The organism is Corallococcus sp. AB011P (genome assembly GCF_003611605.1).
Lineage (GTDB): Bacteria > Myxococcota > Myxococcia > Myxococcales > Myxococcaceae > Corallococcus > Corallococcus coralloides.
Map to the genome: position 1 here is coordinate 56,299 of NZ_RAVX01000012.1, position 15,066 is coordinate 71,364.

Sequence of the window (15,066 nt, forward strand, 5' to 3'; positions counted from 1 at the left end):
AGCTCAACGGCCCCGCCTTGGCGCTCGGCACGGACGTTGGCGGCCACCACGCACCGGCAGGCGCCACGGCCCCGAGGTAGTGCTCGGCATAAATCCTCGCCGCCGCTGCGTACCTCGCAGATGCCACGCCATGAGGTGGCGCTCGGGGAGGCCCGATCCGCTGGGTTCTGGCCGTGGCCCTACCTCGCCCTGGAGGATGAAGCTCTTTCCTGCTGGGGGACTTGATGAGGGTACATCGCACTGTCGCGCTACTCCTGCTGGTTTGGCTGACAGGCTGTGCCTCAGGGCGCGTGGTGCGCTTGGAAACAGGCCAGGGGTCGCCAGTCGTCTTCACGCCTCACAGCGACGAAGCCGGGCCGGTGGAGGTGGAGCGGCGCGAGTTCAAAGCGGCCGTGGCGAGGCTGGCGCGGGGCGTGAGGCTCCCGGCCAATCCCGAGCAGGCCGCGCGGCGCCTGATGGGAGTGGACGCCCGAGGCGGCACGTACCTCTTCGATCCGCGCACCCGGCGGATGACGCCAATGGAGGGGGCTGCACTGGCCTCCGACATGCCGCTAGCGGAGGTGGAGCTGACGCGGGCATATCTGCGTTGGTGCGAGCGCACCGGGCGCAAGGGCGACTGTCTGCATTTGCTGGCGGAGAATCCTACCGTCACCGGAGACGGGCGCTATGCGCTGGCCATGGCCATGGCTCAAGGTGTTGTCCTGGAAGAGATGCTGGATGCCTTCAAAGGGATGGCCGATCCGCATGCGGCGCTCTCGGCGGCGCTGTGGACCATGACCTTCTATCTGGTCCTCTGGTCGGTGCCAGAGCCCGTGTCCAAGGGCTTGGCTGCCGTGATGACGGCGACAGCCATTGTCTACCTTGGGGTGGACACCTTCTGGACGCTGATAGCGGGCTTCAAACGGCTGGTGGAAGAGGCGGACCGGGCCACCACGTTTGACGAACTCCGCGATGCGGGTGAGGGCTACGGCAAGGTGATGGGCCGGAACGCGGCGCGAGCCTTCGCGCTGCTGGCGACGGTGGCCATCGGAAACACGGCTGCGGGCTTCGCCTCGAAGGTGCCGCCGCTGCCCGGTTCCGCCCAGGCGGCGGCACTGGCCGGGGGCCGCGCGGGTATCCGCCTTGGCGCCGTGGGCGAAGTGGGAGCGGTGGCGGTGACGGGCGAGGCCGTCACGGTGGCACTCGCCCCCAATGCTGTGGCCATGACGGCACGAGCCCTGGGGGGCACGGCTGCCGCCCCGGTGGATGCGGAGGGCCACGACCACCACATCGCCACGAACAAGTGGTGGAAGTCCCCCCACAATGACGGCCCGTGGTCGCCTGAGTTTCAGAAGATTTTCGACAAGGCGGGCATGTCGCTGGACGACCCGGCCAACATCGTTCGCGTCAAGGGCCACAAGGGGCCGCACCCCTTGGAGTATCACGAGCGAGTTTTCGAGCGGCTGACTGATGCAACAAGAGGGTGCCGATCCATGCAGCAATGCCGCGAGGCGCTGACAGCCGAACTCCGCAAGTTGGGGCAGGAAATCGCCACTCCAGGCACCAAGTTCAACAGGCTGGTGACGGGCACCTAGCGGGGCCAGAATGGTCAACATGCCGAAGCGGTACTTCAAGCTTGCTGTCGATATGTCCGTCAAGGGCCGTTGGTCGCTGGGAATGCTCGCTGATCTTCAGGGCCGGGAGTTGGACGACCCGTGGGCGTTCACGGATGGAAGGCGCCTTCCCGACCCGGGGCGCTTGACGCTTCCCGTTACCAGACCGGGAAGGGCGGTGGACTTTAGTTATGGGGGCATCGCGACCCCGGTGGTACATCCCAGGGTCGTGCCCGTTTTCGCTCAGCTCGCTCCCGAGGACGTGCAGCTCTTCCCTGTGGGGATTGAGGGCCAACCCGAGCCGTTCTGCGTCCTCGTGGCCAACAGGTTGATTCGCTGCATTGCCAACGAGGCTTGCGAAGAGGTCCAGATATGGACGCCAGAGGATGGGCGACCTGAGAAGGTCGGACAGTACCGGGATATATGGGGCTTGCGCATTGACCCCTCCAAGGTGGGCGACTCCAAGGTGTTCCGTACCTGGGGCTGGCACATCGCCTTAATCGTCCGTGAGGAAATCCGCGATGCGCTAGAGCGCCTGGACGCCACGGGAATGAAGTTTGAAGAGGTTTAGGTGCATATTCCACGGCTCCGAGGTGGTGCTCGGCGTAGGCCGTGGGTTGCCACCGCGTATCGGGTGAGCAGTCCGGCCCCGAGGTGGTGCTCGACGTGGGCCGTGGCTGCCGCTACGCGCCGGGCTGGTAGGCACCATGGGCCGAGGTGATGCTCAACGTGGGCTGCTGCTGTCACTGCGCGCCGGATCGGAAGGCGCCACAGCTCTAGGGAACGCTCGGCGTGGGCCGTGGCTACCGCCGCGCACCGGGTGGCCACTCCAGCCCCGAGGCGGTGCTCGGCACGGGCGCTGGCCACTACGGGCGCTGGGAGGGCGCCACGCCCCCGTGGCACCGCTCGGCATTGGCCCTGGCTACCGTTGCTCGCCGGGTGGGCCCCGGCCCGAGGTGGTGCTCGGCGCGGGCAGGCACCAGGGCCCGAGGTGGTGCTCGGGCCCTGGTGGCCACGCAGCGGACAGGCACCACGGCCCGAGGTGGCACCCGGCACGGGCAAGTTCTACGGCTCCGAGCTAGCGCGGACGATGGTAGCCACGCGCCGGGCAGGCAGCACGCCGCCGAGGTGGTGCTCGGCACGAACGTTGGCGGTCACCGCGCACCGGGCAGGCGCCACGGCCCGAGGTGGTGCTCTACACGTGGTAGCCGCCACTGCACCGGGCGTGATCCACCGCCCGAGGTGGCGCTCGGCATAGCCGGCCCCGCCGCTGCGGCGCGCACAGCCTGAGGTGCTTGCCACCGCGCGATGTCCCTGCGCGAAGTAACGCGCCCGGGCCCCCGGGCCAGCCCGCCACACGCGCGGCCAGGTGGCATCAGGCCCCACATTGCGCCATGGCAAGTTATCCCCGCCCGTCAAGGAATCAGGCTTTCGGGCGATGACTCAGCCGAGCAAAACTTAGTGGTCGGGTGGATGATGGAGAACTAGGCTACTTGGTGCTCCTGTAGGAATGTGAGGTGCTTTGATGACGTACCCGGAATGGAAGTTCAATCAGACGGTGTGGAATGTCCTGGGCGGCGTCGCCCTGGTTGTTGTGGGACTCCCAATTCTACTTTCTGTAGCAGCAAAGGTTGTTAGCCAGTTGACGGCAAACAGTCCCGGCACTAACGACAAGGAACCCGGACACGGGTGAAACGTCCATGGGAACCATTCACGATGCATTCAATGAGTTCCTTCGACGGATCGAGCTTAACCCGACGCGAGTCGCGCTTGCATCGCAGCGCTACAATGCAGTCAAAGATACTGTCGAGGCAAACCTCAAAAACGCGACGGTGCGGCAGATCGGTTCATTCCAGCGCAAAACAAAGATTCGGCCACGAGATTTGTCAGATGCGCTTGATGTTGACGCGCTTGTTGTCATGGGCGAGGCGAGACAGTATGCGCGCTCCGGGCAGGGCCTAAGTCCTTCAGGAGCCATCCAGAAGGTCATTGGTGCGCTCAAGCGAAACGAGACCTATCGCGTTATGCAGCCGCAGGCGAATGCGCCTGTTGTTGTGTTGGAATACGCGGATGGCTTCAAGATGGAGGCCGCCGTCGGATTTGTTGAACTGACAGGCAAATACCCTAGGCACGGGGGGCCGTCTTGTTACGTCGTTGGAGAGCGTGGCAGTTGGCGTCCCGCCGATTATGACTATGATGCCAAGCTGATTAGCAGCCTCAATCAGCATGAATCTGTGCAGGGATTTCTTGTTCCATGTATCAAGATGCTCAAGCACCTGATTCGTTCTCGCGAGGTGCCGCTTAAGTCCTTTCACATAGAAATCCTCGCCGCCCATATCCTTCCAGATGCCTTTGCCGCATGGGAGCAACGTGGGCTTCCCTGGGGCTACCCCCAAGCAGTTGCGCACTTTCTTTCGGTAGTGGGAGAGCGGCTGCGGGGCCCTATAGCGCTTCCAGGCAGCTACTCTCCACCTACAGATTCAGCGCAACCACCTAGTGAGTTAATTGAAATCGGCAAGTTCCTTCAGGAGCAAGGCAGTGAGGCGTGGAGGATTTTTGAAGTGAGCGATGTTTCAAAGGCGATTGCACGGTGGCAGCGCTTCTTTGGCGCTCCGTTTCCGGCGGCATCGGCGATTTTATGACAGACATCAGCGAAAGGAGCCGGGAGGCGCTCGTGCGCGAATGCAAGCGACTCCAGGAGAACAGCCTTTACACCGCAACAACGCATTTCAGGCTGACTGATCAATTCAGAGCCCTGCACTATTTTCTAGGCACCCTTCCGATAATTTTTGGTGCCATCAGTGGATGGAAGGGGTTGAGTGACCCGCATGTAATAGGCGTGCAGTCGCCAGTTTGGGTTCCAGTGTTCTCGTTTCTGGCCGGCATCTCTGGGAGCCTATTAGCATTCTGGAACTGGGCCGAGCGGAGAATGATGCACTTTGCTGCCGGCGCAGCATATAAGACCCTGGAAAACGACGCGCGGCGTGCCTGGGAAATATATTCGATAGATGAGGAACTTGCTGTGCTGAAAAAGCGAGTCGCCGACTTGGGAGATCGCTACAATAAACTTAACGAGTCAAGCCCTCAGACATCAAATACGGCTTTTGCATTTGCCCGAAAGAAAGTCAAATCAGGCGTCTTTACTACGGACATGGAAAAGAAGGAGAAAAGAGACAAGTCGACGAAGCCGGAAGGCTCATTTCCGTAAGCACAAAGGCCGTGCTCGCCGCGCGCATATATGTCCACGCAATATGTGTCCGGGCGTTGTTCATTTAGCGGATGCCGAAGGAGTCAGTGTTGGGACTGGGCGAAACGTTTGAGGAGTTTCTGTCTAACCTCAAGATCAACAATGCCGAAACGATCTCACTGCGGTACGGGGAGATCACAGCGGCCTTGAACAAGCAGTTCCGCGATACCGAGTCGAAGACCGCCAACAGACTCCAGGTTGGTTCGTATGGCCGGGATTCAGCGATTAAGGGCGTTTCTGACCTCGACATGCTCTACATCATGCCGGACGATTCTTGGGATGATTACAAATGGGACAAGGGGCAGTACAAACTGCTCGACGCTGCCAGTAGCGCAATCAAGAAACGTTACCCCACAACCGAAATCTTCGTGGATCGACTGGTTGTCCGTGTGCTCTACGAGAGCTTCCACGTCGAGGTTCAGCCTGTCTTCGAATTGAAGGACGGCAGCTTCAAGTATCCCGACACCTATGGCGATGGGAAATGGAAGATCACCAAGCCGCGCGCCGAAATCAATGCCATGTCCGAGGTCGACGAGGAGAAGAACGGGAACCTCAGACGCCTCGCGAAGATGGCGCGAGCGTGGAAGAACAAGCACGGCGTCGGCATTGGAGGGTTGCTGATCGACACCCTTGCACATAACTTCCTCAATTCGACGAAGGAATACGACGAGACGAGCTTTCTCTATTGCGACTATATGAGTCGTGACTTCTTTGCCTACCTCGCAGAGCTGCCCGACCAAGATTACTTTGAGGCACTTGGAAGTGGCCAGTGGGTCAAGGTCAAAAAGAAGTTTCAGAAGAAGGCAAAGAAGACGCATGAACTGTGCCTAAAGGCGATCACCGCAGAGGGAAGCGCGACGCAGAACGCAAAATGGCGAAAGGTTTACGGACGCAAGTTTCCGGCTGACGCTGTAGCAGAGGTTAAGAAGTCGGCTCTCGTTGAGGATGCCCGCCACGCGACTAATTCCGAAGAGTTCTTCGAGGACCGCTTCCCCTACGACGTCCGATACAACATCCAGCTCGAATGCAAGGTCTCTCAGGATGGCTTTCGAGAATTTGCGCTCAGTGATTGGCTCAGCAAGCGCATGCGACTTAAGCGCAAGAAGTCGCTTAAGTTCTTCGTTGAATGGCACGACGTGCCCAAGCCCTTCGACCTCTACTGGAAGGTGCTTAATCGAGGGCCAGAGGCGATTCGACGGAATATGATCCGAGGGCAAATCCTGAGGGACGCCGGCCATCATGAGCGGACTGAAACTACCGATTTCTACGGGGACCACATTGTGGAGTGCGTCGCCGTCAAGAATGGCGTCGTTGTAGCAACCGACCGAATTCTTGTACCCATTGATGAGGACAGTGATGGACAAGGATAGGCTGCTGCGCTCGATCGCCGAAACGGGCTACAATGTCGGGTATGGGGCGAAAAAGCACTTCGCCACCTATGATATTGTCGAGAAGATTCCCGGCTGGATCAGTTTTGTATCAACTTGCTTCGGAGTGCTTGGGCTTGTGCATGAAAAGCTGTCGGACAAGACTCTAGCCGCAACCTTGGTCATACTTGGCTTCGTCGGCCTCTATATCTATCTTTACGACCCAAAAAAGATGGAGTATGAGCGGGTCGGTATTGAGCTGACGAAAATCTACAATGAACTGCGCGACCTCTACCGCAGTGTGCAGTCCAGTTCGGCGACACAATTCACCGCCGAAGCGGAACGCCTCCGAGCCATAGAAGACGCCTATTACTCCAAAGGCATCACTAAGCAGATTCTATTCAGTGATTGGTATGCTCACTACAAGTTTTTCTGGCAACACCAGATCGATTGGATCAACGAGCAGAAGAATTTCCGTCTTTTCCGCGACAAGATTCCGCTAACTTTCACAGCATTCATAATCACGGCAGTGGTGGTCGTTGCGGCGTATCTTTTGTTGCGTTTAGCAGACTGATGGATGCGCTTTGCCCCAAGACTGCTGAGACACATCTCTGGGGCGCCCCTCACAGCGTCAGCCCACCTTGAGTTCCAGGCGACTCTCCCTGGGGGTAGTGAAGGTGAGGATTTTTACCCAGTCTCCGCGCCGACTGACAAAGGCGAAGAGGTGGCCGGAGTAGACGTCCTCGCCCCCAGCCGGTGCGCACCAGCGCCATGAGTCCGTCTATGGACTTGCGCATGTCCACCGCAGGGATGGCCAGCAGGATTCGCACCGAGGCGGGCAGCGCCAGCGCGCACCGCGCTCCAGGGCGGCCACCAGCCGGGCCAAGTACTCCACGTTCGCGTCCGGTCCGAACCGCACCCGTACGCCGCTGGGTAGGGCGAGTTCCAGCGGTGTCGTGGCCGGGGCGGGCGCGCTGCTCACCTGCACCGGCAGCAGGCGCACAGTCGGCTCGACTACGGCGCTCACCTGGAGCCTGCGCCGGTAGACCCACGACTGCAAGGTGCTCAGGCGCAGCCCTTGGCGCCCGGCGAACTCACGCTGCGCCAGCTCGCTGGCCTCGAACTCCTCGGCGACCCGCAGCCACTCCGGCTTCTCGACTCTCTTCGGGATCCGTCCACGGATGACCGGAACCGCTCAGCTCGGCAAAGCACGGCGGCCGCCGGACGGTTACTATCCACCACCGGGCCGGGCGGCAGACGGGCACCATGGCCGCAAAGCGGCGCAGTGCCCGGCCCCTCTCCGGCGCTGCGCTCCGGCCGATTGGGCACCCCGCAGGGACCAAAAAAGAACCAAACCCAATGGACGGGCCTGGACTCCCCCGGACGGGACGGTGCCCCCATTCTTAGAGGGAAAACCGGGTGGGCGGCCGGTGGCCCGAATAGGGACCAAATCCGCCTACGAGGCTTCGATTCCCTCCGCCTCCATCCCGAGAAGCCCAGCAATCTCTTCTCCCGCGCCTCGGGCGATAGGTGGGACGAGGCGTGCCTTCAGGAGGCCTCGTCCTGCCCGAGGAGGACGGCGGGGTCCGCCACCACGAGGTCCGCGCCGTGGCGGCGCAGCTCGGCGGGCCGGCCCACCCTGTCGACGCCAATGACATAGGCGAAGTGCGCTGCCCGCGCGGCCGCGACGCCGGTGGGCGTGTCCTCGAAGATGACCGCCTCCTCGGCGTCGGCACCGAGAGCCCGGACCGCCGCGAGGTAGAGCTCGGGGGGCAGTGTGGCGTCCAGCCGCGCGTCGAAGAGGTCCGGGATGCCGGCGGACTGGAGCAGCTCCGCGCCGTGCCTGCTCGCGGAGACGGCCGCGGTCCGGAGTCCCGCGGCGCGCGCCGCCTGGACGTAGCGGACCGTCCCCTCATACGTCTCCACCCGCTCCTGCCGGAGCAGCTCCACCAGGAGCTCTCCCTTTCGGTCGTTCAGCGCGTGGACCGTGCCCTCCGGCAATTCGATGCCGCGGGCGTCGAGGAACGCGTGGATGCCTTCCAGGGGCGGCTTGCCGTCGAAATAGCGGCTGTAGTCGCGCACCAGGTCGAAGGGGATGAAGGGCTGCCGCGAGGACCGCGCCCGCTGCCGCAGGTAGTAGTCGCACAGCTGCTTCCAGGCCCGGGCGTGGAGGCTGGCGGTCTGGGTGAGGACGCCGTCGAGGCCGAAGAGGCAGGCGCGCGCGCGCGGCGGAAGCCCCAGCTTCGTCCGTGCGAGGGGCGGCTGGCCCAGGATGAAGGTGTCCACCGCGTGGGCGAACCCCTCCTCTTCGTTGGTGCGCGTGACGTGGCGCGCGGGCCGTTGGACCTCCGGGCTGGCGTTGCCCATGGCGATGCCCATGCCGGCGATGCTCAACATGGGCAGGTCGTTGGCCATGTCCCCGATGGCCGCTATCTGCTCCAGGGGAAGCCCGAGCAGACGCGCGGCCTCGCGTACGACCATCCCCTTGTTCGCTTCAGGGTGCGTGACGTCGACGTAATAGGGCGTCGAACGCGCCGCCGACGCGTCGGTGCCCAGCCGCAAGGCGAGCTCCGCCTCGCAGCGCGCGACCCGCGCCGTGTCCTCGCTCACCCCGACGAGCTTGATGACCGCATCGAGCACGCCGTGCAGGTCCGCGATGACGACCGGGTCGAACCCGACGTTGCTCCGCTCGCGCGCCACGCGGAAGGCCTCGGGGGCGCGGAGGAACCACTCCACCCCCTGGTAGACCCAGACATCCAGGCCCGCCTGGAGCATGAAGTCGACGGCCTGTCTGGCAATGGCGGGCGGCAGGGTCCGCTGCGCCAGCACTGTCGTGAGATCGGGTTTGACGTACACGCCGCCGTTGAAGGCCGCCAGGGGAGCGGTGAGCTTCAGCGGGGCCACCAGCGCTGCCATCCCACGCGGCGGCCGCCCGCTCGTCAGGGTGAACTGGATGCCGCTGGCGCGCAGCCGGGCGACCGCCTCGCAGGTTCGCGGGGTGAGGACCTTGTCCCGCGTCACCATGGTCCCGTCGACGTCCGCGATGAGCAACTTGATGGTCATGGCTGTCTCCGCCTGCCCGCCCGCCCGCTCGCCGCCGCGTCCGCACACCGGGCGTCATCCGTGACAGCGGGGGCCTGCATCAAGATGGCATCGCGACGTGGGCCGCACCATCCAGCCCGGTGCTCAAAGGCAGACCCGTTGCCAGGCGCCCCACCGCCAGTTGTCTGCGCATCGGGACGCCCTCAGGTTTCCCTCCAGGGAATGGGAGGAACACATGCCGACGATGCCAGGGCTCGGTGAAACCGCGCGAGCCATCATTGCAGACGGAATGGGCATCCTGGCGGCGGATGAGACTGTCTCCACGATCACGAAGCGCCTGACCGCGCGCGCAATCGAGTCGACCGCGGACAGCCGCCGCGCCTACCGGGAGCTGCTCTTCAGTACGCCCGGCATCACCGAGTTCATCGGCGGTGCCATCATGCAGGACGAGACGATCCATCAGCACAGCGCGGCTGGCATTCCGCTGGTCAAACTGCTGTCGGACCGCGGCATCATCCCCGGCATCAAGGTCGACGCCGGCGTCCACCCCCTGGCCGGCGCGCCGGGAGAGTCCGTCACGGAGGGGCTCGACGGGCTCCGCGAGCGGCTCAAGGAGTACCGCGAGCTGGGCGCGCGCTTCGCCAAGTGGCGCGCGGTCTTCGTCATCCGCGCCGGGCTGCCCACCGCGGCGTGCATCCACGCGAACGCACATGCGCTCGCGCGCTACGCCGTCCTCTGCCAGGAGCAGGGCCTGGTGCCCATCGTGGAGCCCGAGGTCCTGATGGAGGGCGCGCACGCGCTCGAGCAATGCGAGGACGTGACGGGGCGCGTGCTGCAGGCGGTCTTCAATGAGCTCTTCGCCGCGGGGGCGTCCCTGGAAGGGATGTTGCTCAAGCCGAACATGATCACCGCTGGCCACGGCTTCGCGAGGCACGTCCCGGTGGCGGAGGTGGCGGAGGCGACGTTGCGCGTCCTGACGCGCCACGTGCCGCCCGCGGTCCCCGGAATCGTCTTCCTGTCCGGCGGACAGGACGCGGTCCTGGCCACGGAGCACCTCAACGCCATCAACGCGCTGGAAGGCCCGAAGCCCTGGACGCTGAGCTTCTCCTACGGACGCGCGCTGCAGGACGAGGCGCTCGAAGCCTGGCGGGGCCAGGGCGCGCAGGTGCCCGCCGCCCAGCGGGCGTTCCACCACCGCGCCTGGTGCGACAGCGCGGCGGCCCAGGGCGCGTACAGCGCGGACATGGAGGGCGAAGCGGGTTTCGCCCCATCCGAATCCACACTCCACACCCACCACTGATGGGAGGCATGTCATGGCACACCCCGAAGGAACGGAAGCGTCGGAGTATGGGTCGCCGTTGTCCGCCAGGGAGCACGGCCAGGGGCCCTCCGCTCCAGGCCGCGAGCGGACCCGGGGCGGAGGACCGCTCACCGCCCGGGAAGTCGAGTTGATGAACGCGTACTGGCGGGCGTGCAACTACCTGGCGGTGGGGATGATCTACCTCCAGGACAACCCGCTGCTGCACCGGCCCCTGGTGCCGAAGGACGTGAAGCACCGGCTGCTCGGCCACTGGGGCGCGAGCCCGGCGCTCTCGTTCACCTGGGTCCACCTGAACCGGCTCATCGTCGAGCAGAACCTCGACGTCATCTTCGTGGCCGGGCCGGGCCACGGCGCCCCGGGCGTGCTCGGGCCGGCGTACCTGGAGGGCACCTACTCGGAGGTCTATCCGGACAAGAGCATGGACGCGGAGGGGATGCGGAAGTTCTTCAAGCAGTTCTCCTTCCCCGGGCACATCGGCAGCCACGTCACCCCGGAGACGCCAGGCTCCATCCACGAAGGCGGCGAGCTGGGCTACAGCCTCTCCCACGCGTACGGCATGGCCTTCGACAACCCGGACCTCATCGTCGCCTGCGTCGTGGGTGACGGCGAGGCCGAGACGGGGCCGCTCGCGACGGCCTGGCACTCGAACAAGTTCCTCAACCCCGTGCGGGACGGCGCCGTGCTGCCCATCCTGAACCTCAACGGGTACAAGATCGCCAACCCGACCATCCTCTCCCGCATCAGCCCGGAGGAGCTGGAGGCGCTGTTCGTCGGCTACGGCTACAAGCCCTACTTCGTCGAGGGCAGCGACCCGGCCCAGATGCACCAGAAGATGGCGCAGACCCTGGAGCAGGCCGTCGAGGAGATCCGCGCCCTGCAGAAGACGGCACGGCTGACGGACACCCCGACGCGTCCGCGCTGGCCCATGATCATCCTGCGCTCGCCCAAGGGCTGGACCGGTCCGAAGGAGTTGGACGGGCACAAGCTGGAGGGAACCTGGCGCTCACACCAGGTCCCCTTCGGCGACGTGCGAGGCAACCCGGCGCACCTGAAGGCGCTCGAGGACTGGATGCGCAGCTACCGGCCCGAGGAGCTGTTCGACGCGGAGGGACGGCTGATGCCGGAGCTCCGGTCGCTCGCGCCCAAGGGGGCCCGGCGGATGAGCGCGAACCCCCACGCCAACGGCGGCCTGCTCCGCAAGGCGCTCAGGCTGCCTGACTTCCGCGACTACGCGGTCAAGGTCGGCACGCGCGGCACCACGCTGCATGAGAACACGAAGCCGCTCGGCGAGTTCCTGCGCGACATCATGCGCGACAACCCGACGAGCTTCCGCGTCTTCGGTCCGGACGAGACCGCCTCCAACCGGCTCCAGGCCATCTACGAGGTGAGCGGGAAGACGTGGATGGCCAGCATGGTGCCGGAGGATGCCGACGGGGGCTACCTCGCGCGGGACGGCCGCGTCATGGAGATGCTGTCGGAGCACACGCTGCTGGGCTGGCTGGAGGGGTACTTGCTCACGGGGCGCCACGGCCTCTTCCACACCTACGAGGCGTTCGCCCACGTCGTGGACTCCATGTTCAACCAGCACGCCAAGTGGTTGGACATCAGCAAGAACCACGTGAAATGGCGGGCGCCCGTTGCCTCGGAGAACATCCTGCTGTCCTCGACGGTGTGGCGTCAGGACCACAACGGGTTCTCCCATCAGGACCCGGGCTTCATCGACCTGGTGACGAACAAGTCCGGCACGGTCACGCGCATCTACCTGCCGCCGGATGCCAACACGCTGCTGGTGGTGGCGGACCAGTGCCTGCGCAGCACCGACTGCGTCAACGTCATCGTCGCGGACAAGCAGAAGCACCTGCAGTTCACCAGCATCGACGAGGCCGTCGCCCACTGCGCCAAGGGGTTCGGCATCTGGAAGCGGGCCAGCACGGACGAGGACGCGGAGCCGGATGTCATCCTGGCCTGCTGCGGTGACGTCGCGACGCAGGAGGCCCTGGCCGCCGCCTCCATCCTGCGCGCGCGCGCACCGAACCTGAAGCTGCGCTTCGTCAACGTCGTCGACCTGTTCAAGCTCCAGTCGTCGGCGGATCACCCGCACGGGTCCACCCAACGCGAGCTCCAGGGCCTGTTCCCGCCGGGCAAGCCCATCATCTTCAGCTTCCACGGCTATGCGTCACTCATCCACAAGCTGGCCTATCGCTTCATCGACCACGAAGACCTGCACGTGCATGGCTACCGGGAGAAGGGCAACATCAACACGCCCTTCGAGCTGGCGATCCTCAACGAGACGTCCCGCTACCACCTGGTCATCGACGTCATCGACCGCGTGCCCGGGCTGCACGCGAAGGCGGGGCACCTGAAGGAGGAGATGAAGAACGCCATCCTCGACAACCTGGCCTACGCGCACGAGCACGGCCGGGACCGGCCCGAGGTCGCGGACTGGACCTGGCCGGACTGAGGGCTCGCGCCATGAAGCTCCCGGGCCTTCGAAGAAGGCCCGGGAGCCGCGTCATGCGCGGGGCTCGGTGATGATGTAGGCCGCGTTGACGAGCGAGAAGTGGCTGAACGCCTGCGGGAAGTTGCCCAACTGCGCGTGCAGCTTCGGCATGTACTCCTCGGCGAGCAGGCCCAGGTCGTTGCTCAAGGACAGCAGGTGTTCGAACAGCCGCCGGGCATCCTCGAAGCGCCCCATCATCTGGTACGTGTCGGCGAGCCAGAACGAGCACGCGAGGAAGGTGCCCTCCTCTCCGCTGAGCCCGTCCACGGAGCCGGAGGCGTCCGGCTTGAAGCGGAGCACCAGCCCGTCCTGGAGCAGCTCGCGCTCGATGCACTCCACCGTGCCCACCACCCGCGGGTCCGTTGCCGGAAGGAAGCCGGTCATCGGGATGTAGAGCAGGCTCGCGTCCATCTGCTTGCCGCCGTAGTACTGCACGAAGCTGTTCAGCTCGCGATTGAACCCCTGCGCGCAGACCTCCTCGAAGATGCTCTCTCGGGCTTCCAGCAGCCGCTCCATCGGAGCCGACATCTTCGTCTCATCCGAGGCCTTGATGGCCCGGTCGAGCGCCGCCCACGCGGCCACCTTGGAGGCGGTGAAGTGGCGATTGGGTCCGCGCATCTCCCAGATGCCCTTGTCGGGATTCTGCCAGACCTTCATCGCGTGCTCGGCGACGTTGAGCAGCGCGCGCTGCGCGACGGGGCCGACCTCGCCGAAGTATTTCGCGCCCGCGTAGAGCACCGCGGCCACCTCGCCGAGCACGTCGAGCTGGAACTGGTTGTAGGCCCCGTTGCCGATGCGCACGGGCTTCGCGCCACCGTAGCCGTCGAGCCAGTCCAGCGTGGACTCCGTGAGGCGGCGCTCGCCTCGGATTCCGTACATGATTTGCATCTGGGCGGGGTCTCCCGCGATGGCACGCATCACCCACTTCCAGAACGAGGACGCCTCATCGCTCAGGCCCGCGCGGTTCAGGGCGTTGTGCGCGAGCACGGCGTCGCGCAGCCACGTGAAGCGGTAGTCCCAGTTGCGTTCGCCTCCCGGCGTCTCCGGGAGCGACGTGGTGGGCGCGGCCACGATTCCGCCCGTGCGCTCGTAGCTGCAGGCCTTGATGGTGATGAGGGAGCGGACGACCTCGTCGCGGTACCTCGGTGGCGGGACGATTTTCGACACCCACTGGGTCCAGTAGCGGTGGGTCTCCTGTTCGGCCTGGTCCGCATCCAGGTTCGGCGGGACCTGATCCAACCACGAGTAGTTCCAGCTCATCACCCAGGAGAACCGCTGGCCCTCGGTCACCTCGAAGTTCGAGACCAGCGGGGACGCGGTATCCCTGTCCGTGCGCCGGACGAACAACGCGTCAGGGCCGGCGAACGCACGGAGCGAGCCGCCCACGCTCTCCACCCTGGGGATGGAGCGGCCGAAGGCGAAGCGTGGCGTCAGCTTCGAGTGCATCGCCACCGTCCCCTTCACCCCCACGACGGTCCGGACGATCCTGGGGAACTCCTGGCTGACGGGCATGAAGTCGATCAACCGGACGGAGCCCGAGGCGCAGGTGAACTCCGTCTCGAGGATCAGGGTGTCCTTCCGATAGCGGCGGGTGATCTTCTGGATGGGCTCCCTCGGTGCGAGCGCCCACTCGCCGTTCTCCTCCGTCCCGAGCAGGCTCGCGAAGCAGGCGTCCGAGTCGAAGTCTGGCAAGCACAACCAGTCGATGGTCCCGTCCCGGGCGACCAGCGCCGCCGAGCGCATGTTTCCGATGAGCGCGTGGTCCTCGATCCTGCGGTTCGTCTGGATTCCCAGCTGCGCCGGGACGACAGGCTTCTGGGCCTTCTGTTTCTGCGTGATTTGTTCCGCCATTGCGTTGGCTCCCGTATGCCTCATGATCAATTCTTGACGCTGGCGCCCGGGGCGCGGAGGCGCAACCGCCGCGGCGGAGGGAGAGCGACCGCCTGGTGCTCCGGGGGCGAGGAGCCCCTGTCGCGGGTGGGGGCGCGACCGCTTGG

Annotated in this window: 10 protein-coding genes; 8 read left to right on the top strand and 2 right to left on the bottom strand. The window is 64.8% G+C overall.

The window, feature by feature from the left end; genetic code table 11:
- Positions 1-290 precede the first annotated feature (290 nt).
- The 6 genes from D7X30_RS26465 to D7X30_RS26490 all read left to right on the top strand — a co-directional run bounded on the left by D7X30_RS26465 (position 291) and on the right by D7X30_RS26490 (position 6,780).
- The gene (locus D7X30_RS26465; protein WP_370051663.1) at positions 291-1,574 is read left to right on the top strand and encodes an AHH domain-containing protein; all 1,284 of its coding nucleotides are present in this window, start codon (positions 291-293) and stop codon (positions 1,572-1,574) included.
- A 19-nt stretch (positions 1,575-1,593) separates the two neighbouring features.
- On the top strand, positions 1,594-2,163 hold the full coding sequence (locus D7X30_RS26470; protein WP_120565888.1) for a hypothetical protein: 570 nt from the start codon (positions 1,594-1,596) through the stop codon (positions 2,161-2,163).
- 1,129 nt (positions 2,164-3,292) lie between these two features.
- Positions 3,293-4,234, top strand: a complete 942-nt coding sequence (locus tag D7X30_RS41725; protein WP_147443312.1) for a hypothetical protein — start codon at positions 3,293-3,295, stop codon at positions 4,232-4,234.
- Positions 4,183-4,800 (top strand): SLATT domain-containing protein, encoded by a 618-nt coding sequence (locus D7X30_RS26480; RefSeq protein WP_120565754.1) that lies wholly within the window; start codon positions 4,183-4,185, stop codon positions 4,798-4,800. The genes D7X30_RS41725 and D7X30_RS26480 overlap by 52 nt, the downstream gene beginning before the upstream one ends.
- Positions 4,801-4,889: 89 nt before the next feature.
- On the top strand, positions 4,890-6,209 hold the full coding sequence (locus D7X30_RS26485; RefSeq protein ID WP_120565755.1) for a nucleotidyltransferase: 1,320 nt from the start codon (positions 4,890-4,892) through the stop codon (positions 6,207-6,209).
- Positions 6,196-6,780, top strand: a complete 585-nt coding sequence (locus D7X30_RS26490) for an SLATT domain-containing protein (protein WP_120565756.1) — start codon at positions 6,196-6,198, stop codon at positions 6,778-6,780. The genes D7X30_RS26485 and D7X30_RS26490 overlap by 14 nt, the downstream gene beginning before the upstream one ends.
- Before the next feature lie 974 nt (positions 6,781-7,754).
- Here the strand turns inward: D7X30_RS26490 and D7X30_RS42400 are convergent.
- Positions 7,755-9,269 (bottom strand): Cof-type HAD-IIB family hydrolase, encoded by a 1,515-nt coding sequence (locus D7X30_RS42400; RefSeq protein ID WP_199724553.1) that lies wholly within the window; start codon positions 9,267-9,269, stop codon positions 7,755-7,757.
- Between the two features lie 214 nt (positions 9,270-9,483).
- Here D7X30_RS42400 and D7X30_RS26505 point away from each other — a divergent pair, with 214 nt between their 5' ends.
- Together D7X30_RS26505 and D7X30_RS26510 are read left to right on the top strand one after the other, a co-directional pair.
- On the top strand, positions 9,484-10,548 hold the full coding sequence (locus tag D7X30_RS26505) for a class I fructose-bisphosphate aldolase (RefSeq protein WP_120565757.1): 1,065 nt from the start codon (positions 9,484-9,486) through the stop codon (positions 10,546-10,548).
- A 13-nt stretch (positions 10,549-10,561) separates the two neighbouring features.
- Entirely contained in the window at positions 10,562-13,030 is a 2,469-nt protein-coding gene (locus tag D7X30_RS26510) for a phosphoketolase (RefSeq protein WP_120565758.1), read from the top strand.
- A gap of 51 nt (positions 13,031-13,081) precedes the next feature.
- On the opposite strand, the gene D7X30_RS26515 is transcribed toward D7X30_RS26510, so the two are convergent.
- Complete coding sequence (locus D7X30_RS26515; protein ID WP_120565759.1) at positions 13,082-14,920, bottom strand: glycoside hydrolase family 15 protein; 1,839 nt, start codon at positions 14,918-14,920, stop codon at positions 13,082-13,084.
- Positions 14,921-15,066 lie beyond the last annotated feature (146 nt).

Coding starts and splice junctions, on each gene's coding strand:
- D7X30_RS26470 (WP_120565888.1), top strand. CDS start 1,594: ATGCCGAAGCGGTACTTCAAGCTTGCTGTCGATATGTCCGTCAAGGGC.
- D7X30_RS41725 (WP_147443312.1), top strand. CDS start 3,293: ATGGGAACCATTCACGATGCATTCAATGAGTTCCTTCGACGGATCGAG.
- D7X30_RS26490 (WP_120565756.1), top strand. CDS start 6,196: ATGGACAAGGATAGGCTGCTGCGCTCGATCGCCGAAACGGGCTACAAT.
- D7X30_RS42400 (WP_199724553.1), bottom strand. CDS start 9,269: ATGACCATCAAGTTGCTCATCGCGGACGTCGACGGGACCATGGTGACG.
- D7X30_RS26505 (WP_120565757.1), top strand. CDS start 9,484: ATGCCGACGATGCCAGGGCTCGGTGAAACCGCGCGAGCCATCATTGCA.
- D7X30_RS26510 (WP_120565758.1), top strand. CDS start 10,562: ATGGCACACCCCGAAGGAACGGAAGCGTCGGAGTATGGGTCGCCGTTG.
- D7X30_RS26515 (WP_120565759.1), bottom strand. CDS start 14,920: ATGGCGGAACAAATCACGCAGAAACAGAAGGCCCAGAAGCCTGTCGTC.